The organism is Paenibacillus sp. FSL L8-0435 (assembly GCF_037965655.1).
GTDB lineage: Bacteria > Bacillota > Bacilli > Paenibacillales > Paenibacillaceae > Paenibacillus.
Window position 1 is genome coordinate 1,110,338 of sequence record NZ_CP150185.1, and the last position, 24,992, is coordinate 1,135,329.

General features: G+C 46.5%; 22 protein-coding genes. 18 read left to right on the forward strand and 4 right to left on the reverse strand.

The window, feature by feature from the left end:
• The 14 genes from NST33_RS04990 (at nt 1) to NST33_RS05055 (ending at nt 14,298) form a co-directional block, all read left to right on the forward strand.
• Nucleotides 1-1,656: an extracellular solute-binding protein gene (locus NST33_RS04990; RefSeq protein ID WP_221818916.1), complete on the forward strand. Its 1,656-nt coding sequence runs from the start codon at nt 1-3 to the stop codon at nt 1,654-1,656.
• A 343-nt stretch (nt 1,657-1,999) separates the two neighbouring features.
• Nucleotides 2,000-2,446, forward strand: coding sequence for a tellurite resistance TerB family protein (locus NST33_RS04995; RefSeq protein ID WP_221818917.1), 447 nt, complete (start codon nt 2,000-2,002; stop codon nt 2,444-2,446).
• Between the two features lie 35 nt (nt 2,447-2,481).
• Complete coding sequence (locus NST33_RS05000; RefSeq protein WP_221818918.1) at nt 2,482-3,075, forward strand: TerD family protein; 594 nt, start codon at nt 2,482-2,484, stop codon at nt 3,073-3,075.
• Nucleotides 3,076-3,166: 91 nt separating this feature from the next.
• The gene (locus tag NST33_RS05005) at nt 3,167-3,742 is read left to right on the forward strand and encodes a TerD family protein (RefSeq protein ID WP_221818919.1); all 576 of its coding nucleotides are present in this window, start codon (nt 3,167-3,169) and stop codon (nt 3,740-3,742) included.
• Between the two features lie 93 nt (nt 3,743-3,835).
• Nucleotides 3,836-4,417, forward strand: a complete 582-nt coding sequence (locus NST33_RS05010) for a TerD family protein (RefSeq protein WP_221819295.1) — start codon at nt 3,836-3,838, stop codon at nt 4,415-4,417.
• A 25-nt stretch (nt 4,418-4,442) separates the two neighbouring features.
• A complete protein-coding gene (locus tag NST33_RS05015; RefSeq protein WP_339182368.1) occupies nt 4,443-5,699 on the forward strand; it encodes a TerD family protein in 1,257 nt (418 codons plus the stop codon).
• 136 nt (nt 5,700-5,835) lie between these two features.
• A complete protein-coding gene (locus tag NST33_RS05020; protein WP_076213453.1) occupies nt 5,836-7,038 on the forward strand; it encodes an HpcH/HpaI aldolase/citrate lyase family protein in 1,203 nt (400 codons plus the stop codon).
• 67 nt (nt 7,039-7,105) lie between these two features.
• Entirely contained in the window at nt 7,106-8,401 is a 1,296-nt protein-coding gene (locus tag NST33_RS05025; protein ID WP_339185335.1) for a phosphoribosyltransferase family protein, read from the forward strand.
• Nucleotides 8,398-9,549: a cysteine protease StiP family protein gene (locus NST33_RS05030; protein ID WP_339182371.1), complete on the forward strand. Its 1,152-nt coding sequence runs from the start codon at nt 8,398-8,400 to the stop codon at nt 9,547-9,549. Before NST33_RS05025 ends, NST33_RS05030 begins: the two co-directional genes overlap by 4 nt.
• Nucleotides 9,549-10,397 carry a hydrolase gene (locus NST33_RS05035; protein WP_339185337.1) on the forward strand — a complete coding sequence of 283 codons (849 nt, stop codon included), beginning with the start codon at nt 9,549-9,551 and terminating at the stop codon, nt 10,395-10,397. The genes NST33_RS05030 and NST33_RS05035 overlap by 1 nt, the downstream gene beginning before the upstream one ends.
• Nucleotides 10,398-11,447, forward strand: a complete 1,050-nt coding sequence (locus NST33_RS05040; protein WP_339182372.1) for an ATP-grasp domain-containing protein — start codon at nt 10,398-10,400, stop codon at nt 11,445-11,447.
• Nucleotides 11,448-11,713: 266 nt separating this feature from the next.
• On the forward strand, nt 11,714-12,478 hold the full coding sequence (locus tag NST33_RS05045; protein ID WP_339182373.1) for a hypothetical protein: 765 nt from the start codon (nt 11,714-11,716) through the stop codon (nt 12,476-12,478).
• A gap of 11 nt (nt 12,479-12,489) precedes the next feature.
• Nucleotides 12,490-13,593: a toxic anion resistance protein gene (locus tag NST33_RS05050; RefSeq protein ID WP_036606281.1), complete on the forward strand. Its 1,104-nt coding sequence runs from the start codon at nt 12,490-12,492 to the stop codon at nt 13,591-13,593.
• A 138-nt stretch (nt 13,594-13,731) separates the two neighbouring features.
• A complete protein-coding gene (locus tag NST33_RS05055; protein ID WP_339182374.1) occupies nt 13,732-14,298 on the forward strand; it encodes a hypothetical protein in 567 nt (188 codons plus the stop codon).
• Nucleotides 14,299-14,361: 63 nt separating this feature from the next.
• Here the strand turns inward: NST33_RS05055 and NST33_RS05060 are convergent, their stop codons facing one another.
• The 3 genes from NST33_RS05060 to NST33_RS05070 all read right to left on the reverse strand — a co-directional run bounded on the left by NST33_RS05060 (nt 14,362) and on the right by NST33_RS05070 (nt 17,307).
• Entirely contained in the window at nt 14,362-15,024 is a 663-nt protein-coding gene (locus NST33_RS05060) for a hypothetical protein (RefSeq protein WP_036606285.1), read from the reverse strand.
• A 13-nt stretch (nt 15,025-15,037) separates the two neighbouring features.
• A complete protein-coding gene (locus NST33_RS05065) occupies nt 15,038-16,384 on the reverse strand; it encodes an arsenic transporter (RefSeq protein ID WP_315371678.1) in 1,347 nt (448 codons plus the stop codon).
• A gap of 191 nt (nt 16,385-16,575) precedes the next feature.
• Nucleotides 16,576-17,307 (reverse strand): hypothetical protein, encoded by a 732-nt coding sequence (locus tag NST33_RS05070; RefSeq protein WP_339182376.1) that lies wholly within the window; start codon nt 17,305-17,307, stop codon nt 16,576-16,578.
• Between the two features lie 344 nt (nt 17,308-17,651).
• On the opposite strand from NST33_RS05070, the gene NST33_RS05075 reads away from it, so the two are divergent.
• The 4 genes from NST33_RS05075 (at nt 17,652) to NST33_RS05090 (ending at nt 23,189) form a co-directional block, all read left to right on the forward strand.
• Nucleotides 17,652-18,704, forward strand: a complete 1,053-nt coding sequence (locus NST33_RS05075; RefSeq protein ID WP_339307071.1) for a CotH kinase family protein — start codon at nt 17,652-17,654, stop codon at nt 18,702-18,704.
• Between the two features lie 244 nt (nt 18,705-18,948).
• A complete protein-coding gene (locus tag NST33_RS05080; protein ID WP_221818926.1) occupies nt 18,949-20,757 on the forward strand; it encodes an ABC transporter ATP-binding protein in 1,809 nt (602 codons plus the stop codon).
• Nucleotides 20,738-22,576 (forward strand): ABC transporter ATP-binding protein, encoded by a 1,839-nt coding sequence (locus NST33_RS05085; RefSeq protein ID WP_339307074.1) that lies wholly within the window; start codon nt 20,738-20,740, stop codon nt 22,574-22,576. Before NST33_RS05080 ends, NST33_RS05085 begins: the two co-directional genes overlap by 20 nt.
• A 277-nt stretch (nt 22,577-22,853) precedes the next feature.
• Nucleotides 22,854-23,189 carry a hypothetical protein gene (locus NST33_RS05090; RefSeq protein ID WP_339307076.1) on the forward strand — a complete coding sequence of 112 codons (336 nt, stop codon included), beginning with the start codon at nt 22,854-22,856 and terminating at the stop codon, nt 23,187-23,189.
• Between the two features lie 102 nt (nt 23,190-23,291).
• On the opposite strand, the gene NST33_RS05095 is transcribed toward NST33_RS05090, so the two are convergent.
• On the reverse strand, nt 23,292-24,896 hold the full coding sequence (locus tag NST33_RS05095; protein WP_339307078.1) for a bifunctional UDP-sugar hydrolase/5'-nucleotidase: 1,605 nt from the start codon (nt 24,894-24,896) through the stop codon (nt 23,292-23,294).
• Between the last annotated feature and the right edge of the window lie 96 nt (nt 24,897-24,992).

Below are 24,992 nucleotides of genomic sequence, written 5' to 3' on the forward strand. Positions count from 1 at the left end.
ATGGCGTTAACGATGAAGGCATGGATGAAGTCGGGTCTCGTTCTGGGCTTGATCGGTGGTTTGCTGGCGGGATGTACAGGAGGTAACGGTAGCGAACAGGCGGAAGGCGAAGGCAACAGGGGGAACATTACGTCAACGATCTATGATCGGGGCGCGGTCCCAAGCGGCATGGGTACGATCGAAGATAATATGTGGTCCAAGTGGATTAACGAGCATGGCCCGGCAAATGTAAAATATACAGCAGTTCCCCGCTGGGAGTCCCAGTCCAAACTTAATGTATTATTCGCTTCTGGCAGTGCACCGGATATTATTTTTGAATTCGGTACGCCCATCCGTAACACACTGTTTAATCAGAAACAGCTGATGCCGCTGGATGAGTTGATCGAGAACTCAAGTGTGGAATACAAAGCCTTGATGGAGAAATATCCCCAGCTCAAGAAGGCCGGTATCAAAAGCGATGGTAAGCTCTATGAAGTGGGACGTATGAACGAGGTGTTTCCACTAACGAGCTTCTTCATTCGGGAAGACTGGCTGGAAAAGTTGAATCTGGAGGTACCGACCAATGAAGAAGAGATGCTGGCGGTAGCCAAGGCCTTCACGGAGAATGATCCCGATGGAAACGGAGCTAAGGATACATACGGCATCGGTGGATTTCAGTTCGGCGATACAGCGGGTCTATTCCGCTATATGTACAACGCTAACTGGGTGAATGTGGAGGACGGGGAGATGGTGGTTGGTCCCAACAACATGAAAGAAGCCACGGCATTCAAACGTGCATTATATGAAGCAGGTGTGGTCGATAAGGACTTATTGACCGACAAGGACGGGGCCAAGGCGAAGCAGGATTTCCTGAACGGCAAAATCGGTATGTACGCGGCCATGACTTCGGATTATACCGGGTTTGCAGCGAAGGAACTGGATACACTGATGCAGAATGTTCCTGAGGCCAGATTAAAGGTCATCGCTCTGCCAACCACGTCCGTAGGACAGCACACGATGGTGTGGAATAACCCCGTTCAGATGACTGCAGCTGTGAATGCGCGAGCCAAAAATCCGGAAGCAGTTATGCAATATATCGATTTTCTGACCAAAACAGAGTCGGGCCGAACCTTCAAAAATGGATTTGAAAACACGCATTATACGTTAAACGATCAAGGCTGTCCGCGCATCTCTGATCAAGAGAAATACAAGCAGGAGATCAGCTGGGCAGGCGATTACGCCATGTTGTACAGCCGTCTGGAGGAAGGCAAATGCGGGTACACAGAAATGCTGTTCAGCGAAGAGATCCCGTCGCAGAAGGAAGGACTTCGACTATTCAAGGAAGCGCGTGAGGTATACATGACGGATCTTCCGGTGGGAGAGGGCGTTACCCATTCAGAACATATGCCGCAGCTACCCAAGGAGCTTCAGGTCAAGTTGACCAATGTGACAACAGCGATCAACGATATTTTTACCCGTTCCATCATTGGGGGAAGCAAATATACGATCGAACAGGCTGCAACGGAAGCACAGCAGAAGTGGGAACAAGGCGGTGGCCCGGAGATTGAAGCATGGTACAAAGACTGGTGGGGCAAGGAAAAGGATAATGTATTGGTCTGGGACGATTTCTATGAAATCTATGAACAGCAACAAGCTGATTTTGAAAAAGCAGAGTGAATTCAAGGATTCAAATCATTCATACGATTTATAATTTTGGTATTGGTAGAAATAAGCGCTCTGATCCCCTGATCAGAGCCTTTTTAGGTTTGGGCTTCAAATAGGGGAATATTTGACTGAAAAATGAAGTGAATAGAAAGTTCTCGCATTTCGCATGAAACTATATCCAGAACGATGCGTATCATAAGGTATTAATTGTTTTTAAATGTAGAATATTGCCGTATTTCAGAGTATAGTTAAGGAATAATTTAACTTATATTCAACATGATGTAGACATGAAAGTTACTGAAAAATCTTGAAAAGAATGTATGGAACACCAGGTTGAAACTATTGGAGGTTGAGTATGAGTTCATTTAAAGGCTGGTTAAATTCAACAAAACAAGGACTTGAAGAGCAAGTCAAAAAGTTTAAAAATAAAGATTTTATGGATGCCGTGGTTGCAGGGTGTGCACTGGTTGCTTTTGCAGATGGTTCCATTGACGAAGCGGAAAAGAACAAGATGGCCGGTTATATCAACCTGAGTCAGGAATTGAAAGTATTTGATATGGCTGAAGTGATTACACGATTCAATCATTATGTCGCGAACTTTGAGTTCTCTCCAGAGATCGGGAAGCAGGAAGCGCTGAAAGCCATTGGGAAATTCAAAGCCAAGCCGGATGTAGGGCGCGTTATTGTGGGTGTATGCAGTGCGATTGGTTCAGCTGACGGCAACTTTGATGATCAGGAGAAAAGAGTCGTTGCCGAGATATGCATCGTACTTGGACTGAACCCGAGTGAATTCAATCTCTAAGTAGCTATTTTACATATGAAGGGAGGTGAAAATCAGTGGCAAGCATTAATTTGGTCAAAGGACAGAAGATTGATTTAACCAAAGGCAATGCAGGACTTACTGAGGTGATTGCTGGTCTCGGTTGGGACCCGGTAACTGCCAAAGGTTTTTTCGGAAGAAAAAAACAAGCGGATGTCGATTGTGATGCATCGGCGATCATGTTGAATGAGGAAGGCAAGTTGGTTAAGGACTCCAACCTGGTTTGCTTCCACAACAAGCAAAGTGCATGTCGTTCGGTTATCCATTCAGGTGACAATCTAACAGGACAGGGAGACGGTGACGACGAACAGATCAAAATGGATCTGTCCTGTATTCCTGCTGATGTTCATAAAGTATTAATCGTTGTTAATATCTACGATTGTGTCAATCGCAAGCAAGATTTTGGCATGATTGAGAAGGCTTATATTCGTATTCTGGATGGTAAAAATTCCAGTGAGCTCGTGAAGTTCAATCTATCCGATAACTACACAGGTTCAACAGCGTTGATCTGTGGTGAATTGTATCGTCATGGAGGCGAATGGAAATTCTCGGCAATTGGAGAGGGTTCCCATGCGGTACATATCAACGAACTCGCTCGCAAGTACTCCTAAGTACAAGATTTAATCTAATTCGACAATTATCCTGATATTCATATGTAACGATAACTACAATAAATTATAAATAAGCGAGGATGATCATACGATGGCAATTAATCTCTCTAAAGGTCAAAAAATCGATCTGACTAAAACGAACCCAGGTTTGACAAAAATCACAGTAGGCTTGGGCTGGGATACCAACAAGTATGATGGCGGAAAAGACTTTGACCTGGACGTATCGGTATTCTGTGCCAATGCAAACGGTAAAGTAGAAGGCGAGAAAAACTTCATTTTCTTCAACAATCCACAAAATGAAAATGGTTCTGTTGTTCACACCGGTGACAACCGTACAGGAGATGGCGATGGTGATGATGAGCAGATCAATATCGACCTGCCTAACGTACCCGCAAATGTAGAGAAAATTGCATTCTCCATTACGATCTACGAAGCTACGGACCGTAGCCAGAACTTCGGACAAGTCTCCCGTGCTTATGTGCGAATTGTTAACGAAGCAAACAACGAAGAACTGATTCGTTTCGACCTGGGAGAAGACTTCTCCATTGAAACGGGTGTAGTTGTTGGTGAATTGTATCGTCATAACGGCGAGTGGAAGTTCAGTGCCATCGGTAGTGGTTACCAGGATGGATTGGTTGGATTAACACGCGATTACGGTTTGCAATAGGACGTACAGAGCGACTTACAGGATGGGAAGAACCGTCTCCTGGACGGTTCTCCTTTTCATTTAATCACATAACTTGGAAAGGTGGAAAAACAAATGACGATCAGTCTTGCCAAAGGACAACGTATTGACCTGACTAAGACGAATCCGGGCCTTACCCGTGTGGTAGTTGGTTTAGGTTGGGATACAAACAAATATAGTGGTGGAGTCGATTTTGACCTGGACGCTTCGGCTTTTTTGTTGTACGAAGATGGAAAAGCCAAAGGTACGGATGACTTTGTTTTTTACAACAATCCAAGCGGCGGTGAGGGTTCAGTGACACATACCGGTGACAATCGTACGGGTGAGGGAGACGGCGATGATGAGCAAGTTGTCGTTGACTTCAGCAAAATCCCTGCGCACATTCACCGGATCGGTATTACGGTAACCATCTATGATGGAGATGGACGAGGGCAGAATTTTGGACAAGTCTCCAACGCTTTTGTTCGTGTTGTAGATGCTGCAAGTGATCGGGAAGTGCTTCGTTTCGACCTCGGAGAGGACTATTCCACAGAAACAGCTGTGGTGTTCTGCGAGTTTTACCGTGCAGGTGCGGACTGGAAATTCCAGGCGGTAGGCAGTGGCTTCACCGGTGGACTATCTGCTTTATGCAAAAATTACGGACTGGATGCACAATAACTTGGCATAGAAAGGTGAGTCTGCTATGGCGATTTCTGTCGTGAAAGGCCAGAAGAGTGATCTGACCAAAACCAATCCGGGCTTGTCCCGTCTAACGGTAGGCATTGGTTGGGAGGCAGCCTCGGGTGTGGAGCTGGACACATCAGCATTCCTTCTGGGTTCAGACAATAAAGTGGCTGGAGATGAAGATTTTATCTTCTATAATCAGCCCTCTACCTCGTTCATCACGTATATGGATGGTGGACAGGTTGGTGGCGAGAAGAAACAATTCGCCATTGATCTTGTCAAAATCCCTGCCCGAATTGAGAAAATTGCCTTCAGCCTGACGATTCATGACGGTGAAGCACGACGCCATCATTTTGGACAGGTTCAGCATGGTTTTCTACGGTTTGCCAATGCAGCTACAGGTCAGGAAGTGATGAGATATGATCTGGGTAGCGGGTTTACAGTGGAGACCGCGATTGTCATTGGTGAATTGTATCGCCATAACGGAGAATGGAAGTTCAATGCAATAGGGTCGGGTTTTGCAGGTGGTCTGAATGCACTCTGCGCTAACTTTGGTGTAGATGTGGATGGTGGATCAGACGCTGCGCCAACCACATCAACCGTTCCCCCGACAGCTGCACCGATTCCACCACCCCCGGCATCCGTACCAGAACCTACGCCTGCTCCTGTGAATTCGATCAATTTCAGCAAAATTGAATTGAAGAAGAAGGGCGACACCATTAACCTCAAGAAAAATGCGGGGGGACTTGGTGAAATCCTGATTAACTTGAACTGGAATCAACAGGGCAGCAAAGGGTTATTTGGTCGCAGCAAGAGTGTGGATCTGGACTTGGGCTGCCTGTTCGAGATGAAGGATGGTACACGAGATGTGATTCAGGCCTTGGGACAGAGGTTTGGTTCACTGAACCGTTTCCCTTATATTGCACTGGATGGGGATGACCGGACGGGATCTGTTAAGACGGGAGAAAATCTGCGGATTAATGGTGCACGTATCTCGGAAATTGAGCGCATCTTGGTATTTACCTATATTTATGGTGGTGTGGCCAACTGGTCTCAAGTAGACGGTGTGGTAACCATCCAGCAGAAGGACGGCCCGGATATCATTGTCCGAATGAATGAATACGGGAGCCCGCTTGGCATGTGTGGCATCGCGATGTTACGCAATGTGAACAATGAGACATTCAGTATTGAACGAATTGTGCAGTTCTATAATGGGCATCAGGCGTTGGACGAGGCTCATGATTGGGGAATGCAGTGGGTTGCGGGAAGAAAGTAATCATTCGTATGTATTCATTCAATCCCTCCAGATTAGGAGGGATTGGTTTTTATGCCCCGACAGCTGGAATCAACTATTGCAGATTGGCTATTGCCAAAGGTGCGAGGAGGAGACAATCCTGAAATATTTTAACTTTTTGAGTCTGGAAGAAGAAGATACTTTATTTTTCTCTTCACCCGTCTCGTTCAATCACCGGACTTCCAAAGATCTACTGGCATATGCTGTTGGGGCTGCTTTATATATGCCCGCGACGCGCGCACATATCGCGGACGACATTATAAATGGTAAGCATGAAGGTCTGACGACCATTATTATTGATCTGGAGGACGCTGTAGGTGACGACCAAGTAGAGTTTGCCGAGCAGTGCCTGGTACAGCATCTAACTCAACTGATGACTTATATGGAGACAGGCATGCTGAGTCAGGATCAAATGCCTCTTCTGTTTGCTCGTGTACGTTCACCACAACAGTTGGAACGTCTGATTGATACGTTGGGAGAATTGGTGTCCATGCTGACAGGTGTGGCATTGCCCAAGTTTTGTGTGGGCAATGGAAGAGCCTATTTTGACCAGATCCGCAAGTATAATCAACGGAAACCGGATCATTATCCCGTTCTCTATGGAATGCCCATATTGGAAACGGCTTCAATTATATATCGGGAGACACGTTGGGAGACCTTACTGGGCCTTCGAAACATCCTCGATGAACATGTTGAATATGTGCTCAATGTACGCATTGGTGCGACCGATTTCTCAAGCCTGTTTGGACTACGCCGAAGTCCTGAATTGACCATATACGATATCGCCACGATCCGTGACTGCATCTCGGATATTATCAATCTGTTTGGACGAATGGACAAGCCGTATGTGATCTCAGGTCCTGTCTGGGAATATTTCAGTCAGCGGGAGCGCGTGTTCAAACCTCAATTACGACAGACTCCATTCGAAGAAACCCTGGGCAAATCAGGGCTGCATCTGAGAATGAAATATATTACGAACACAATGGATGGATTGATGCGTGAAGTCATGATGGACAAGGAAAATGGAATTGTTGGCAAAACGATCATTCATCCTTCTCATATTAAGCCCGTACAAGCGATGTACGTTGTTACACATGAAGAATATTCTGATGCCCAAGACATCATCGCCCGTAATGACGGTAGCCTGGGTGTGTTCAAAAGTAATTACTATAACAAAATGAATGAGATTAAACCACACTTGAGCTGGGCGAATCGAATTCTAATCCGATCACAAATATATGGGGTGTTACATGAACAGCAGCATTTTGTCGGGCTCTTGCCCAAACATGAGCAACAACACAACTACGTTCCCAATTCTTGATCAATTCAGTCTGAACGTTCAGGTTACACATAACCTGCTGCAACTTCCACTAGAATCTCTATTTTCCATGGCTGCACGAATCAATAAGAAACGTTCATTTCTGTTTGTAAGCAGACTGCTGGGCAAGCACATCCCGGTTAACCCGTATACCTCGCTTCTGAGCGGCGCGGCATTGGCTGTTCTGTTATATGAGCACCTGACTGAGGAGACGGAAGAGACCAAAGATCAGATCACCAAGTGGAAACGGGAAATGGTCGAAGGATTGATTGATCCCCAGCAAGCTCGGCAAGTGTACAACATGCTGTTGCAAGAAAGCTTGAGTTTGCCGGAAACGATTCGTTTTGTTGGTTTTGCCGAGACAGCGACAGCGCTGGGCCACAGCATGTACGAGATGTTTGCTGATCAAGCTTCCTATATTCACACCACTCGAGAATATGTTCCAGCGATGAATCCAGATATTCAATTTGAAGAAGAACATTCTCACGCGATGGCTCATCGTTGTTATGCGCTGGATCATGAAGCCTTTGCAGGAGAGGGCCCGATTGTTCTGGTGGACGACGAGATTACGACGGGCAAAACGACGTTGAATATCATTCGGGATATTCAGGCCAGATATCCCCGGAAGCAATATGTGATTGCTTCGCTGCTAGACTGGCGTACGGAAGCGGACGAACTTCGATTTGCCGAACTGGAAGCAGAATTGGGAATTACCATTACACCGTTAAGCCTGTTGAAGGGCCGTATTGAAGTGGTAGGTACTCCACAGTTGGAACCAACACAGCAAGATGAGCAGTTATCTCATTCTGCCGTAACGCTTCAGACTTCTACCGTTGCAGATGCCTTCCATCAGCTGCAAGCCACTTCCGAGGATGGTGAAGGTAAACGTAGCACAGCCAGCTACGTCCAGCATACGGGCAGGTTTGGTGTGCAATCCCGTCATAATAGCGTATTACGTCAGGAGGTTAGCCGGATTGCAGAACGACTTCGGTTGCAGCGTACGGGAGAACGGACTTTGGTGATGGGAACAGGGGAGTTCATGTACATTCCAATGCGTGTTGCTGCCGAGATGGGAGAAGGTGTGTGGTATCAATCCACTACCCGCAGTCCAATCCATACACATCCCGCTCCAGGATATGCTGTTCGTAGTGGTGCCGGATATGCCTCACCGGAAGACGCATCTGTTCGTAACTTTATCTACAACATCGCCCCGGGACAATATGACGAGGTTTTTGTTCTGCTGGAGAGACAGATGTCCGAAGAGCGAATGGAACCGATGGTGAAGGTACTGGAGCAGTTGGGATGCGGTCACATTCATATTGTGTATTGCGGCTTGCCAGAGAAGACAGGGGACAATGAGCAATGAACTTAACTACACTGGAGCTAATCAGACAACGTGAGATTCCGTCTCCCGAGCCGATGGGCAGTTATGATGCATCGGACGTTGTTTTCCTACTGAAGGATATCAGCCATGTGGATCTGGAAAAGGGAACGGGTGAACGGGAGCAGGCGATCCAATCCGGGGTTCATTATTCGGAGATGCTGCCCGTGGAATATCAGCCCACAGCCGAATACATCGAGCTGTTTCACCAGACGTTGGAACAATCCGCTGCAAGAATAGCACTTCATACCGCCATCGTGGCTGAGAAGATCGTAGAGCGCAGGGGCCTGAATCTTGTGCTGGTATCATTGGCTCGAGCGGGAACCCCTGTTGGCATCCTGATCAAGCGTTATATTGAATTGAAATACAAAGTGACGATTCCGCATTATAGCATTTCCATTATTCGTGGCAAAGGTATGGATGAGAACGCAATTTTATATATTTTACAGCAGCATGGGCTGGAAACAGCCATTCAGTTTGTAGACGGTTGGACCGGCAAAGGGGCTATTCGCAAAGTGCTGAAAGAATCCTGTGACCAAATGGAACGGACTTATGGCGTAAACCTCGATGATGATCTTGCCGTGTTGGCCGATCCGGGGCAATGTTCAGGCACATTTGGGACAAGAGAAGATTATCTCATTCCTAGCGCTTGTCTGAATTCCACCGTCTCCGGACTGGTGAGTCGTACAGTGCTTCGGGATGATCTGATTGGGCCGACAGATTTTCACGGAGCTAAATGGTATCGTGAATGGTCCTCTGACGATGTGTCGAACCAATACGTGGATACCATTGCACGGCATTTTCCACAGGTGATGAATCAAGCGGAACTTCGTACGGACGCCAATGTTATCGGTACTTCGGAAATCACCTGGAAAGGCTGGCAGGATATTGAGTCCATTCAGCAATCCTTTGGCATTGCTAACATCAATCTGATTAAACCTGGAATCGGAGAAACAACCCGGGTGCTACTGCGCCGGGTCCCTTGGAAGATTCTTGTGGACCGTCTGGATAATCCGGATTTGCAACATATCATGATGCTCGCCATAGACAGAAATGTGCCGGTTGAGGTATATCCGGGATTAACCTATTCCTGTTGCGGCATTATTCAATCCCTGGGAGGTGGCGGAGAATGATGATCTACGCAAGTGATCTGGACCAGACGTTGGTGTACTCCCGTCGTGCGCTCCGTATTCCCGAAGATACACCGGGACTTGTTCCCGCAGAGTGGATTAACGGCAAGTTGTCCGCTTTTATGTCAGCATATGCACTGGAGCGTTTGCAGTCTTTGCCGCAAGATATTGTATTTATGCCTGTGACGACACGTACTGTGGAGCAGTACCGACGCATTCATATTTTTCAGACCGAATGTATTCCGAAATATGCGGTGACGAGCAATGGTGGCAACATTATTGTTGATGGTCAGGTAGACAATGAGTGGAACCTGCATATTCGCTCTTTACTTCGTCAGCAGGCAGCCACTCCCGAAGAGATTCTGGATTTATTAGACGATGTACTCAGCCCGGAATGGGTGATTAATCAGCGATTGTGTGATGAGCTGTTCTATGCACTCTTGATCGAACGTGACAAGCTTCCAATGGAGCGTATTGCGGACAAGATTCGGGTGTTAGAGACGCTGGGATGGGAGAGTTCGATCCAGGGTCGGAAGCTCTATCTGGTGCCTTCGGCCGTGAACAAACGAGCTGCAGTGGAGCACATTAGGCAACGCATTGGCGATGTGGCTGTGATTGCTTCGGGTGATTCCTTGCTGGATCGCTGTTTGCTGGACTTTGCGCAGCATGCCATTGCTCCGTCCCACGGAGAATTACATGTGGAGAGACAGCGTGCACCTGAGCTGGTGCCGTATCAATTTACGGAACAATTCGGTGCTTTTGCAGCAGATGAGATTCTCGATTACGTTCACCGTATTCACAACGATCAACAGACTCAGCTAGACCATGCCGAGATAAGGGAGACCGTATAAATGAAAAAAATGAAGATTTACTTCAACCGTTGGTTCTCTGTAACGTATCATTATATGAATGCAATTCGGGACAATGAGGACGGCATGGAATTTGAGATCTACGGTACTCATCCTGATCCGGGACACATGGCATTACAGGGCTGTGATGTTGCAGAAGTTGAACCGCGTGTAACGGGTCGGGAATATGTTGATTTTTGCCTCGACTTTTGCCGTCGTCATCAGATTGATGTGTTTATTCCACGCTGGAACATGCTGGACATCAGCAGACATATCTCCTTGTTCGAAGAGATCGGTACACGGGTTATCGTATGCTCGGATACGGAATTGCTGGAACAATTGATGGAGAAAGACCGATTCTATGAATCAGTGCGTGAGAAAGGCATTATGGAGATTCCGGATTATTTCACGGTCAGTAATGCTGCACAATTCCAGCAAGCCTATGAGGCGCTGCGCGCAAGTGGACACGATGTATGTTTCAAACCATGTAATGGTGAGGGCGGCATGGGATTCCGGGTGATTAACAATGAACGTGATCCGTTGCAGGAGTTGTTCGGGTATGCGCTTAACTCGATTTCATATGAAGATGCCCTGCGTGCGTTCTCTTCTGCTCCGTCCTTTCAAAATGTCATGGTGATGGAGGTACTGGAAGGGTATGAATACAGCATTGATTGTCTTTCGGATCGCAATGGGAAACTTATAACGGCCATCCCGCGTAGAAAAGAAAGAGGACGTTTGCGTTTGCTTGAAGAAAACGAGGAATTACTGGCTATTGCCCGCAATGTGGCAGAGGTATATCGGATTCCTTATAATTTTAATATACAGATGAAATATCGCAAGGATACACCGAAACTACTGGAGATTAATCCGCGTATGTCGGGTGGGTTGCACATGTCTTGTCTGTCGGGCGTGAACTTCCCGTATCTGGCGGTCAAGTCTGCACTTGGCCATGATATTGGACCACTTCATCCGAAGTTTGGCCTTCTGGGAAGTCATATCGAACAGCCATTTATAATCGACGTTCAGAAGGTAAGCGGAGTACACCACGTCTAGCTGAGAATTTCCCTCAACATTGACACCTTCTGGATGGTTTTCTTACAATACGGATAAGAGGTATTCAAAAAGTCCACTTTTGATTACGAATAATGCCTTACGGCATCATCAGCATCGAATATGAAATTCAGCCGAAATGTCCGTTGCTCACGTAGTTTTCCTACGCTCCGCTACTCCATTTCTATCTTCATTCCATCTTCTCGGTACTGAAAACCAGACTTTTTGAATATGCACTTTATGTGTTGTTACAGGCAGGAGGACAAGTAATGTTACGGAAAACGAAGATAGGTATAGGCGCATTGGTCGGTTATGGTCTCGCGGCAATCTCGAGTCCCTTTCTACCGGATGTCATCACGTGGGCAATTCCAGCACTGGCAACTGTGGTCGGAGGATTGATTCCTTCACGTTCCACGCCACGTACACAGGTCCAGGGTTCGTCATCAGCCCCTGTACCCATTACAGATATCACAGATATCGGAAATGAACCATCCCGTTTGAATGGTGGACAAGCGCCGAGCGCAGTGCCAACAGGGGCAAGAGAAGCTTCTCCGGCACAGTCCCATTCGAGCTCCACTCCCGCACAACACGCGGGCTCAGAACAACAAGCGAAGCCTTCCCGGACTGAACCAGATCCTGTATTTGATCCGGTGATTGAGTACCTGGAAGTTCTGGAAGACATGATCATCTCCGAAGGTCAGAAGAACGAACTGGATAATGAGATCGTGGAGAAATCATTGGCGTTGTTTGCCCGTTTGCAGCGTGTGATTCCTTCCCTTCAGGAGCTGAACAACGGGGATATTAACCATACGGTGCGCAGACTGATTTTGAAAGACCTGAACGGTTTTATTAATCCATTTCTGCGTTTAAGTGGAGAAGCGAAACGCAACAATCGGCGTATGCTGCTGAATGGTCTTCGAGATGTAGATTCCAAGATATCGGATATTGTATCAACGATTGAACATAAAGACTTAATGGAGCTCCAGAACAAAGCGGAACTAATACATCAACGGTATAACAGCTCTGAATTATAGGAGGGATTGGCATGGCAACGGAATGGGCTCAGTTGAAGCAGGAAGATGAGCAACGGATTAATCAGGAAGCAACGCAGCTTATTCAGAAAGTGTCCCAAAGTGATCCGGCTCACCTGGATACCTTAATGGATGATATCGGCAAGTTGGGCGTGAAAACACAAGAGAGAGCAGGACAGACTCTCAAGCTGCTTGATCGTCCAGTCAATGAACTGATGTCCGGGAACCGGGCAGAGGTATCCAACATGATCCTGAAGCTCCGTGATGAATGTGAGAGTTTGCAGCAAAGCAAAAATGTGAGTTTTGTTGGGAAGTTGTTACGTAAAAGCCCGCTGAAAAACTACGTATACCGTTATCAATCCGTTCGCACGAACATTGATGCCATCATTAACGGGTTGCGTGACGGTAAGGATAACCTGGAAGAAAGCATCGTGAATATGCGTCAGTTGAAACGTTCTTCCATTCAGGAGATCTACAATCTGCAGACCAAAATTTCCTTCGGTAATCAATTGAAAGCATTGTTCGAAACCGAGATCGCCAAGCCTGAGAACGAGAATCGTAAAGCACATCTGGAGCGTGGGTTGCGCAAAGTGGTAACACGTACCCAATCCATGACAGAGATGATCATGCTGTACAATCAGGCGATCGCAGCTACCGACATCATTAATGATAACAATGACAAGCTGATCGATTCAGTGAATAATGCCATTGATAAAACAGCGAATCTGATCACCGTTTCGGCCATGATTGCCATGGCTCTTAATGATCAGGAGAAGGTCATTTCTGCTGTGGAAGCTACGAATAAGACGATTGAAGATCAATTTAAGGAGAACGCCAGATTGTTGAAGACAACAACAGAGAAAACGAATGAACTGTTGTCCAAACCGGCGATGTCCCTTGAAGCAGTCAATCAGGCAATGGGTGATCTGATGTCTGCGCTGGATCTGTCCGAGCAGTCCAATCGCCGGATTATCGAGAGCTGTAATGACTATACCAACAAGATGACAACACTTAACGCCAAAATGAGCGATCGACTGGGTCTGGAAGGGCCGAAGGCTGCTGCCATTCCGGAGAAAAACAAACCGGATTCCAGTGCATTAGGGTCTTTCCTGGATTAGGGTGAGACTCGCTGCATATCGTATCGACAGTGATACATGGTTTTATTTTCTACGAGGGACGCTGAGTGCGTCTCTTTGTTTCATTTATTTGATAGAATGAAGGTAAAATCTGGGGTTGTGCAAAGGAGCTTGCTGAACATGCTGGACTTTTCATTTGAGATTATTGATGAGACCAAGATTAATATTCAATACAAATATGGCAGTGAGTTCTTTAACTTTAACCTGTATTATGCAAACGGGGAGTGGACGCTGCATCCATTTGACGGCATACTGATCCAAAATCGTGAAATGTGCAGTCTGATTGTATCGGAGCTGCTCCGTAACAAAGATTTTCATGTCATGTTGGCCAAAGAGAAAATCATCTTATCCCAATTACGCACCAGTGTTAACCTCCAGTCCAATGAGCCGGATGAATGGGTTACAGATCGAAGAAACGCAGATTATTCCAGTCCTGATGATGAGTTGATGGATTACATAGGGAACCACAGTTTCGAAGACATATTACAGCTTGAGCAAGAACAGATTGAGGCCAGAGTGCAATTCTTCCAACAGATCATTCAGAGAATGTTTATGGAGGGACTTGGACCGGAAGATGCTGATTTTATCAAAGTTCAGGCTGTGATTCGGATATATAAAGAAACATATGATCGTCTTGGTGAGTTGAATGATGACTATCGGGGTGATCGTGGACGTAGAAGATGGTAGGATGTAAAGTTGAAAAAAGGTTCATCAGCCATAGGCAGATGAACCTTTTTGTTATTCTGATACTCAAGGGAGATGAATGGTTTGGATATGATCGGTATGCATAATTAAAGAAGTCCCATCTGCTTCTACCAACGCAAGCAAGTGGTTGTCTGCATTCTTCAATAACCCTGCTCGGTAAGGCTTGCAACCGAGGTTGAGTACAACAAGTTCACCTATCATTTTATGAAGTTGCTGATCGAGTGTACGGGAGAGTGACATGGACGAAGGTTGCATAGGGAAATGTTGCTTACTAAGAGAATAGGGTGTGCTGTTAGTAGGGGAAGGAATAATATATTTTAGATGATTAATGGAAACATAGATAGAATGATATAACGGAGAGTAGAACATAAAGTAGTCATTCATAATATTTGTAATATAACCATGCAATGTTTTCCCTCCGATGGAAATTTCACTGAAACGTCCACGGGCGTTCATCAGCATTTTGCGGTAAGAGATGTTGGTGTGATCCATCTCGGGGTCAGGTGTTGGCAAAACTATACTTGAATCATCTGCCGTATTGACATGCATGGATTGAACATGATGAAGTGGAATATAAACAAATCGCTGGTTTCCGTAGACTACAATCAGATCCTGGCCTACATCAATGATCTCACCCTGGATCGGTAGTTTACAGCCAGACAGCTCCAATTCGACGGATTTACCCAGCCAATGAGTAAGAAGTTCCACAGTATTCCTCCTCTCAATAGAGAATAGATGTCCAAATATATAGTGAAATTAGGCTAACAATTAGACTTATTGGTATCACAATAAAGGTAACTTTCATATACTGTTTCCAAGAGATTCGAATATGATGGGTCTTTAATATATACATCCAAATTAACGTTGCTAAGGTGCCAATAGGCGTCAGCAAGGCTCCGATATCACTTCCCAGAATGTTGGCAAGATACGCAAGATGCAGTTGAGATTCACTTAGTGGAAGATCTGTAACAGCAAAGGTCCCAATCATGACGGAGGGCAAATTGTTGAATAGATTGGAAAGCAGAGTAAGCATTAACCCCGACACAGCAATGATGCTGGCATTTCCTCCTTCTATTATAGGTTTCATCCACTGAATGATTGACGCGGTCAAGCCTGCGCGGTGAAGACTATCCACAATGACATAAATGCTGAAGGCAAAGAGTAGAATGTGCCAGGGCGTTTGTGTTATCACATCCTTGAGTCCAGTCCGGGTGCGATACCAACGCACAGCGAGCATGAGAATAACACCAGTAATTGCAACTACCTCCATACGTATACCGACTTGCTCAGCTAGAAAATATCCTGCACGGATAAATACAACGATACCAATACAGACACGGAACAGCCACCAGTCTACTTTATTCTCGGATTCAGTTGTCTGCAGCGGATGATATCCTGAACCTGATGAAGACTGTAGGGATACAGGGAAATGATGAATAACTTTGGGAATACTTCTGCGAAAATAATAGAATAGCAGTACAGTCATCACCATGATCGCAAGCATGGATGGCACAAACATCATCTGAGTATAAGTATTCAGATTTAAGCCAACCATTTGCAAAGCAATCAGATTAGCCAGATTACTAAGTCCAATTGGCGCACTGGAAGCCGTAGCGATTAGAGCACCGGAGATCAGGTAGGGTAACTGTTGATGCATTTTCAGACGAAGTATAGAACAGATTCGAATAATGATCGGAGTTGTGATCAGAATACTGCCATCATTGTTGAAGAAGATGGTCATGAGAAAACAAAGTAATAGAATTAGCCAGAACAATCGAAAGCCGGAACCTCTTGCTTTCTCAATCATATTCAAAGCGATCCAGCGAAAAAAACCGATGCTATCTAGAATAATCGACATGACAATGGTAGAGAGGATTGTTACGGCTGCACCAGATACGATCCCGAAGATTCCAACAATGTGAGCATAGCTGCTCACTCCAGTTAAAATAAGAAGAAGGGCGCCAAGCGAGGTGGGTATAGATTCATTCAATCCGCCGGGACGCCACATCAGGAAAATGACAGTGATGATAAAGACCCCGAAGGTTAACCACAACTGGTAGTCAGGCATTTACTGTGATTCACCTCCCAGGGGGAGAAGTCCTGACGAAGCCTGAAGCAGATGTTCATGGGATGGAGTGGGCCTTCCGGGTGTAACGATCCAGTAAAAAGGCACACCTATCAAGACTAATGCGACGAAGATCAACATGATAATTCCCCCCTTTAAGCTGGTAGATAACTTAAGTTGTCAGTTTATTTTATTTACTTCTTTTTATTGCCGGATTTGTTACCACGGGATTGACTGCCTTGGTTGCCTTGATTGCCTCGCGACTTGTTGCCACCTGACTTATTGCCTTGGGATTGATTTCCTTGAACTCGTTGCCCCTGAGAACGATTGCCTTGACTGCTCCGCGACTTGTTGCCGCCGGACTTATTCCCCTGAGCTTGGTTGCCTTGAGCTGCTTGGTTCCCTTGAGAACGATTGCCACGCGACTGGTTGCCTTGAGCCGCCTGATTACCTTGGGCTGCTTGGTTTCCTTGACTTGTATTATTACTGCTATTGTTGTTGTTCCCGCCACCACGTACGAGGGATACAGATTTCACATGTTGCATCGGAATACGAACAATCTCCTGATTTTTCAAAGTCATGATCAATTGGTTCTGGTTGGCATCGGCCAGGATGCCTTCGACTTTTTCAGGTCCTCCCCGGTTAATCTGAACACGGCGGAAGCGGAGTGCTTGCATAACGCCCAAAAACGTGTTGGAAGGAATAGGATTCCCCATGGCTGCATTTCGGTTACCACCGGAACGGCCTGTATCTGTTATGCTTTTGACATGTGATTCATTAACGTAGACAATTCCTTCTTTGCAGTTCATCGCCATATAGTCCCAGCGTACGTCCGTAAGTGTACCTTGTACTGAATCAGGTCCTCCCCGGTTAATCTTAATCTCTCTTCCCAACAAACCTCTTATTCCTTGACCATTCATAGACATTGTGTTTGACCCCTTCCATGATATAAGTTCAGATGGACAAAAATGGTGGATGTAACTATGATCCCTTCCATTCGTCATTCGTGTCTGTCTGTAGTTTAAGCATATGTGACATGCTTCTTGGAGGGACTAGCCAGTTAACTATATTTATACCATTTCGGCTATAATCTATGAAAATGATGTAAATTTATAGATTAATAACTCGATTTTTCCGCATTATGACAAGTGAATTGGGATGTGATAAGTATCAGAACTGTGCATTTGCCCGTACGACTTTCTGTGCATCTGCATAGGATGATGTAAGAGCCTACGGGCGAATCTTACAGGTACTCGAAAGGCGGATGGAAATGGCTCTACCTGTCTACCATATCAGCTTGTCTCCAACCGAATATCAACAGTTAACGTCCAATATATGGTCAGAGACATTTGTGAACAGCACGATGCAGATGGACGGCAAGCCGTTTCCGATCCGGCTTCGATACCGGGGAGGACATACACGCGGTTATCCCAAAAAATCATTTGAGATTCGTACATCCAGCCGGACGTATCATTTTAATGCGGAGTATGATGATCCTTCGTTGTTGCGTAATGCACTTTCTTTTCGTTTTTTTGAGTCGATTCGTGTACCCGCACCGTCTACACAACACTGCGTACTCTATCTGAACGGGCAGCTTCTGGGTGTATACCTGAGGATCGAAGGAGTGAAATCCTTCTTTTTTCGCCAAAGGAAAATCCCTGTGCGCAGTATCTTCTATGCGGTGAATGATCATGCTGGTTTTACGATAAATTCGGATTCCTCTTCAACAAGTACCGATCTATTGTCAGGGTACAGCTTAATTCGTGGCAAAAATGTGGATCGCACAAGGCTGCGTAACTTTATTCAGCAGTTGAACACTAAGTCCAAACTGGAATTGTTTCGTTTTTTACAGTCGAGGGTGGATACAGACAATTATTTACGCTGGTTAAGTGGAGCTGTACTTACAGGGAACTTCGACGGATTTCATCAGAATTACACATGGTATGAGAAAATCAAAAGCGGTAAATATGGCATCCTGCCTTGGGATTATGAGGGTACTTGGGGGAGGAACTGTTATGGAACACGAGTTGACCCCAATCTTGTTCGTATTCAGGGGTATAACAGACTTACTGGACGATTGCTGGCATTCCGCAGTTTCCGTCAGCAATATAAGAAGCTGTTGCGACAGCATCTGATGAATGCTTTTACAGAGAAGCGAATTATGCCCTTGGTGAATCGGTTACACAATGAGATTCGTGAAGATGTCAACAAAGATCCTTACATGAAATGGCCCATGGATGTATTTGCAGGTGAACCGGAAAGAATTCGCGAATATGTGGTGAAACGTCGGGAGTATCTAAGTGAAAAACTACATCAGCTGTAAGCACTTAACTAGCGCGGGGAGGGAGACCTTCCTTTTTTTACTGCCAAAATGAAGAGAAGTTTATTGTAATGGGAAAAGTAGGGTAATAAGAATAGAAGCGGCATTGTAAAATACGCTATAATAACCATATGTGTACATAGAAATGATTACATATTGGACGCTGTGGAGAAAACAACATGTCTAATGGAGGCTCTGAGCTGGAACGTGTTATCGGTTTAGGGTGCTCCAAGCCGGAGGAATGCTTATGATCAAGCTGTTGTACTACTTGAAGAAGTACCGAGTTGCCGCGATTGCAGCCCTGGTCATGATGTTAATTGAGCTTGCGGTGGAGCTGGCTCAGCCTTATCTGATCTCCAAGATCATCGATAACGGGATTCAGCAGGGAGACTTATCTGTCGTCTGGTTGTGGGGCGGTGTGCTGGTTGGTAGTGCTGTTGTGGCCTTTGCTGCCGGAATTGCGAGTTCGTTCTTTGCATCCCATGCAAGTCTGGGGTTCGGATACGATCTGCGGGAGAAGCTGTATGAGAAAGTGCAAACGTTCTCTTATGCCGTCTTTAACCGGTTCGCGACGTCGTCCCTGATTACACGATTAACGGGGGACGTGACCCAGGTTCAGGACACCGTCTTCATGAGTCTGCGCTTCATGACGCGTGTGCCCCTTGTGGTGATTGGTAGCATGATTATGGCAGTGATCGTGAACCCGAGGTTGGGTCTGCTGCTAGTTGTCATGGTGCCTGTACTGCTCATTGTTGTGGTGTGGATGATCAAAAAGGCAGCGCTGCTGTTCCGCAATGTGCAGCGCAGACTGGATGCCGTCAATGGAGTCATCCAGGAGAATCTGACAGGCATTCGGCTGATCCGTGTTTTCGTACGGATGGGCCATGAGATCGAACGCTTTGCCGGATTCAGCGGCAAGCTGATGAAAGGCACAATCTCCGCGCTGCGCCTGACGGAGACCACGATGCCGTTCATGCTGCTAATGATGAACGTTTGTATCATCGCCGTGCTTTGGTTTGGACGAGTCGACATTGCCTCCGGTAATGCAACTGTGGGTGAAGTGGTCGCCGTCATTAACTACCTGCTTCGCACAATTGGTGCCATGTCTGCGTTGTCATGGATTCTGGTAACCTTCTCCAGAGCAAGCGCTTCGGCGCAACGACTGAATGAAGTGTTTAATACGGAGGACACGTCGGAGACTGAACAGACGAAGTCGTTATCAACGTCTGCACCATCTGCTGGATCTATGAAATCTTCGCATTTTCCGAAATCTGTATACCCGGCGAAGAAACAGCGAGCTGTACAGGGAGCGGTTGAATTCCGCAGTGTAGGCTTCAGTTATCCGAATAGTGAAATTACAGTACTGGATAACATCACATTCACGGCAAAAGCGGGGGAGCGCATTGCCATTATGGGAGCAACAGGCTCGGGCAAGTCCTCGCTGGTGCAGCTTATTCCGCGGTTATACACAGAGGATCAAGGGAAGGTACGGATTGATGGTGCTGATGCATCAGAGCTGGATCTGTCCATGTTGCGTGGTGCGATTGGTTATGTGCCTCAGGAGGTTGTCCTGTTTACCGGTTCCATACGGGAAAATATTGCCTGGGGTCAGGAAGATGCTACCTTGGATGAGATCGTGGAAGCCGCAAAGCGCGCGCAGATCCATGAAACGATTGAGAATTTACCAAACGGTTATGATACATTGCTGGGTCAACGGGGAGTGAATCTCTCCGGTGGACAGAAGCAGCGACTTTCCATTGCACGAGCACTGGTACGTAGACCAAGGATTCTGATTCTGGACGATAGCACAAGTGCACTGGATGTGGCTACAGAAGGCAGACTGCTGGATGCGCTGGAAGAGTTGTCGTGTACCACGTTTATCATCACCCAAAAGATCAGTTCAACCACTTCGGCGGATCTGATTCTTCTGCTTGATGATGGACAACTCATTGGGCAAGGAAAACATGAAGACCTGATGGAATCGTCAGAGCTGTATCGTCGAATCCATGAATCACAATACGGGGAGGGTGCACAGCATGTTCAAAGCATTCATTGAGCCTTTCCGTCAGCCGCCACCGCCGATTGATCCGGAGACATTACGATCAGGTGGTGGTCGCAAACCCAAGGCACGGGCGAAGAACTGGTCAGGTACGCTTGGTCGTATCTGGACCTACCTGGCACGGCGCAAGGTTAAGCTGTCCATGGTACTGTTGATGGTGTTTGCCAGTTCCGCACTCGCTTTGCTTGGCCCCTACATGGTGGGGGTGGCCGTAGATGATTTCATCGCGGGCGAAGCCGGCGCAAGCTGGACTCGGTTTCTGATTGGATTAACTGCAGTGTATGTCTTGTTCTCTCTTACATCCTGGTTACAAAATATATGGATGATCGAAATTGCACAGGAAACCGTGTTCCGCATGCGGTATGATCTGTTCTCCCATCTGCACAAACTGCCGATTCCATTCTTCGGTAAACGCCAGCAGGGGGAGATTATGAGTCGGGTGACCAATGATATCGAGAATGTTAGCGGTACGTTGAATAGCTCGGCGATCCAGATTTTCTCGAGTGTATTAACACTGCTCGGAACGTTTGGGGTTATGCTCTGGCTCAGTCCGCTACTGACCCTGCTTACCTTTATCGTTGTGCCTTTGATGGCCATCGGCATGCGTTGGATAACGCGCAGAACGGGGCCGCTCTTCAAGGAGCGGCAGCGCAATCTCGGTGAACTTAACGGTTACATCGAAGAGACTTTATCCGGCCAGCGGATCATTAAGGCATTCTCGCAAGAGGAGCGGGTGATTCGTGGTTTTGAGGAACGAAATACCCGCATCCGGATTTCCGGTTTCTGGGCACAGACGATCTCTGGTTTTATCCCGAAACTGATGAATGGATTGAATAACCTGAGCTTTGCGATTGTTGCGGGCATCGGTGGTATTCTGGCGATTCAGGGTTCCGTTACGGTCGGGGTGATTATTATCTTTGTGGAATATGCCCGTCAGTTCACCCGTCCGCTGAATGATTTGGCGAACCAGTGGAATACGTTATTGTCCGCGATTGCGGGGGCTGAGCGCGTATTTGAGGTGCTGGACGAAGATGAGGAAGCGAAGGATGAAGGGGCAGCGATATCTCTGGACAAGGTAGAGGGAGCCGTTCGCTTTGACAAAGTATCCTTTGGATACGATGAAGGACGTAACATTTTGCATGACATCAGCTTTGAAGCCAAACCGGGTGAGATGATTGCCCTTGTCGGTCCGACCGGAGCGGGGAAAACAACTTTAATTCAGCTGTTATCCCGTTTCTATGATCCAACAGGTGGCACATTAACGGTAGATGGACACGATATGACCACCATTCGGCGTGAGAATCTGCGGTCACATATGGCATTTGTATTACAGGATTCATTTTTGTTTCAGGGTACGATTCGGGAAAATATTCGATTTGGCCGTCTGGACGCGACGGATGAAGAGGTGGAAGCAGCCTCCCGGCTGGCTAATGCCCATTCCTTCATTGTACGGATGAAGGATGGATACGACAAAGTGCTCCAGGCCGATGGAAGCGGCATTAGTCAGGGGCAGAAGCAATTACTCGCCATTGCCCGGGCAATCTTGGCAGATCCATCGATACTCGTACTTGACGAAGCGACGAGCAGTATTGATACCGTCACAGAGATCAAAATTCAGGAAGGGCTGCAACGTCTGATGCAAGGCCGTACCAGCTTTGTCATTGCCCACAGGCTGAACACGATCCGTCAGGCCGACCGGATTCTGGTGCTGAAGGATGGGCAACTACTGGAGCAAGGCTCGCATGATGCGTTGCTGGAACAAGGCGGTTTCTACAGCGAGCTGTATTACAGTCAGCTGCGTAAAAAGGCGCAATAGTCATTTTGGATAATATGTGACATGTATTAGAAAAAAACTTGTAGGTATGTAAAATGAGCAGGGATGAGGGCACGGTGCTCCTCACTTCTGCTCTTTTTGCATGTTTTATTGAATAAATTTGGGAAATGGAACTGTGATTGTATGTTAAAATAAGGATATATTGGAATAGGTCCGTTTTTGGAAGGTTGCCAGCGGTTTTGAAGCATGAGAATGAATTTTTACACGTATGCCTGTAGTCAGTCATGTGATGCATTAGAAGAGAGGAGGGCAATGCGGAATGGAATTCAAATTTGGGAATGCTGCTCTTCTTCTTCCCCCTTTACACATTACGATTATCGCAATCATTATTATTTTCATTCTAGTAAGGTGGAGCAAGCAATTAGAAACAAGACGTTTTACGGTTTTCTTTTACTTTTTGATTAGTACGTTCATTACTCCAATTTATTCTCAAAGTACAACAAATGGTGTCTTTGAACTATGGATCCCCGCAGGGTTTATTTTGGTTTTCTTTTATTTGATTCGCAGCGAAAGAAATCATCCATCTAAAATGAAAGCGAGTATCTTAGGATTTTCAATAGCGTTATATCAGTTAATTCTTCAATATGTCGGATAACGGGACAGGACAGGATAGGATAGGATAATTCAACAAGAACAAGTAAGCAATAGGTTGAAAACAAAAGAGCAGATCCTGATCACAGGACCTGCTCTTTCTCATTTAACTTCCAATAACTTTCCAGTTATTAGCCTGACCCACCGTTAACGGTTGATGTCTGCGGATATAATCCTCTACCAGTGCGGCCATGTCCGTGGCACCCTCGTGCAGTACCTTTTTGCCCGGATACATTGCATAATCCCCGCCGCCAGCAGCGCGGTAGCTGTTCATCACCACAGAGTACATGCCATTCATGTCCATTGGCTTGCCTTCATGTTCCAACTTCACAACTCGACTGCCTACAGGTTGGGAGATATCCAGCTCATATTCCATGCCAGCCCACATATCGTAATTATAATGTTGGGGTTTGGGTTCCATATAAGCCGGATTGACTGCCACCTCACCAGAAGCATTCACTTCAAAGTAATTTGCCGTTTGTTCCAGTGCCTCCCGGATATCCTGACCACTCAACTCCAGCACCGTCAGAGTATTAGGATAGATGAAGTTGGATAACACGTCCCGAACGGTGATGTGACTCCCGAAACCGCGAGCTTCTTCACTCAGCATGGCGGTATTGGAGAGCTGCGCTCCAGTCGCTTCCATCTGCACTTGATGTACAAAAGCAATGAATGGATGTGCCTTGAGTCGCAGAGCGGTAGCATTGGTGATGGATAAATCCCCAGCCACCTCGCCAATGGGTTGATCAAGCCATGATTGTGCCTCAGTTTCCAGCTCTTCCGTCAGTTTCATGACGGTTGCATCAGGTTCAACCTCATGATGTTCATCCAGAAGTAACAACCGAGCCTGCTTATCTGTAATCTGCCATTTCCCACCTGATGATTGTTCCAACTGAATGGATACATGCCCCGCACCATTTCCACTGAAGCCCGGCTGAATGACGGTTACACCATGAATATTAGCGGTAAGCTGACGATGCTGGTGTCCGGTAAGCAACACATCGATACCTTCGATGTCCCGGCAGATGGCATAGCCTTGATTTTCTCCAGTTAACCGTTCTGCGGGCTCGCCTGTCTCCAGATCACTCTCAAATCCGCCGTGATAACTGACAACCATTACATCTGGTTGTTCATGCTCGCGTATATAGCTAACCCATGTACGAATGGTCTCCAAGGCATCAAGGAACTGTAAACCCTCAATATTTTTCGGGTGCTCCCAGTTTGGAATGTAATGCGTAGTTGCGCCCAACAGGGCAATTTTGACGCCAGAAGATAAGGTTTTGATTAGATACGGAGGACCGAAGGCAGGTACATCTGGTTGCTCATCTTTTACAATATTGGCAGACAGCCAAGGGAAATTGGAAGCTTCAACTGCTCCGCGTAATAATGCCTGACCATAGTTAAACTCGTGATTGCCCATCACCGCAGCATCATAACCCAGTTCATTCAGTACTGTTATAAATGGATGCACTTCGTTTGTGGAAATCTGTGAAGCTGCATAAGAGGCCAAGGGTGATCCCTGCAGCAGATCCCCGTTATCCACCAGCATCAATTCAGGTGAACGTTCGCGTTCCTTACGAATCAGGGAAGCCAGCAGGGCAAGCCCAGCTGGGCGGTAGGCATTGGTGTTGTAATGAATGGGGCGGATGGCACCGTGCAGATCACTGGTGAACAGAATGTCGAAGCTTGCCGTATGGTTTATGGATGTCATTTTACAATCTCCTCTAATATATAAGTTCAGATATATGGAATTACCATAAAACGGAGAAGAATGAATAGCCTGAAGAACCGAAGCATACGCCGTGAT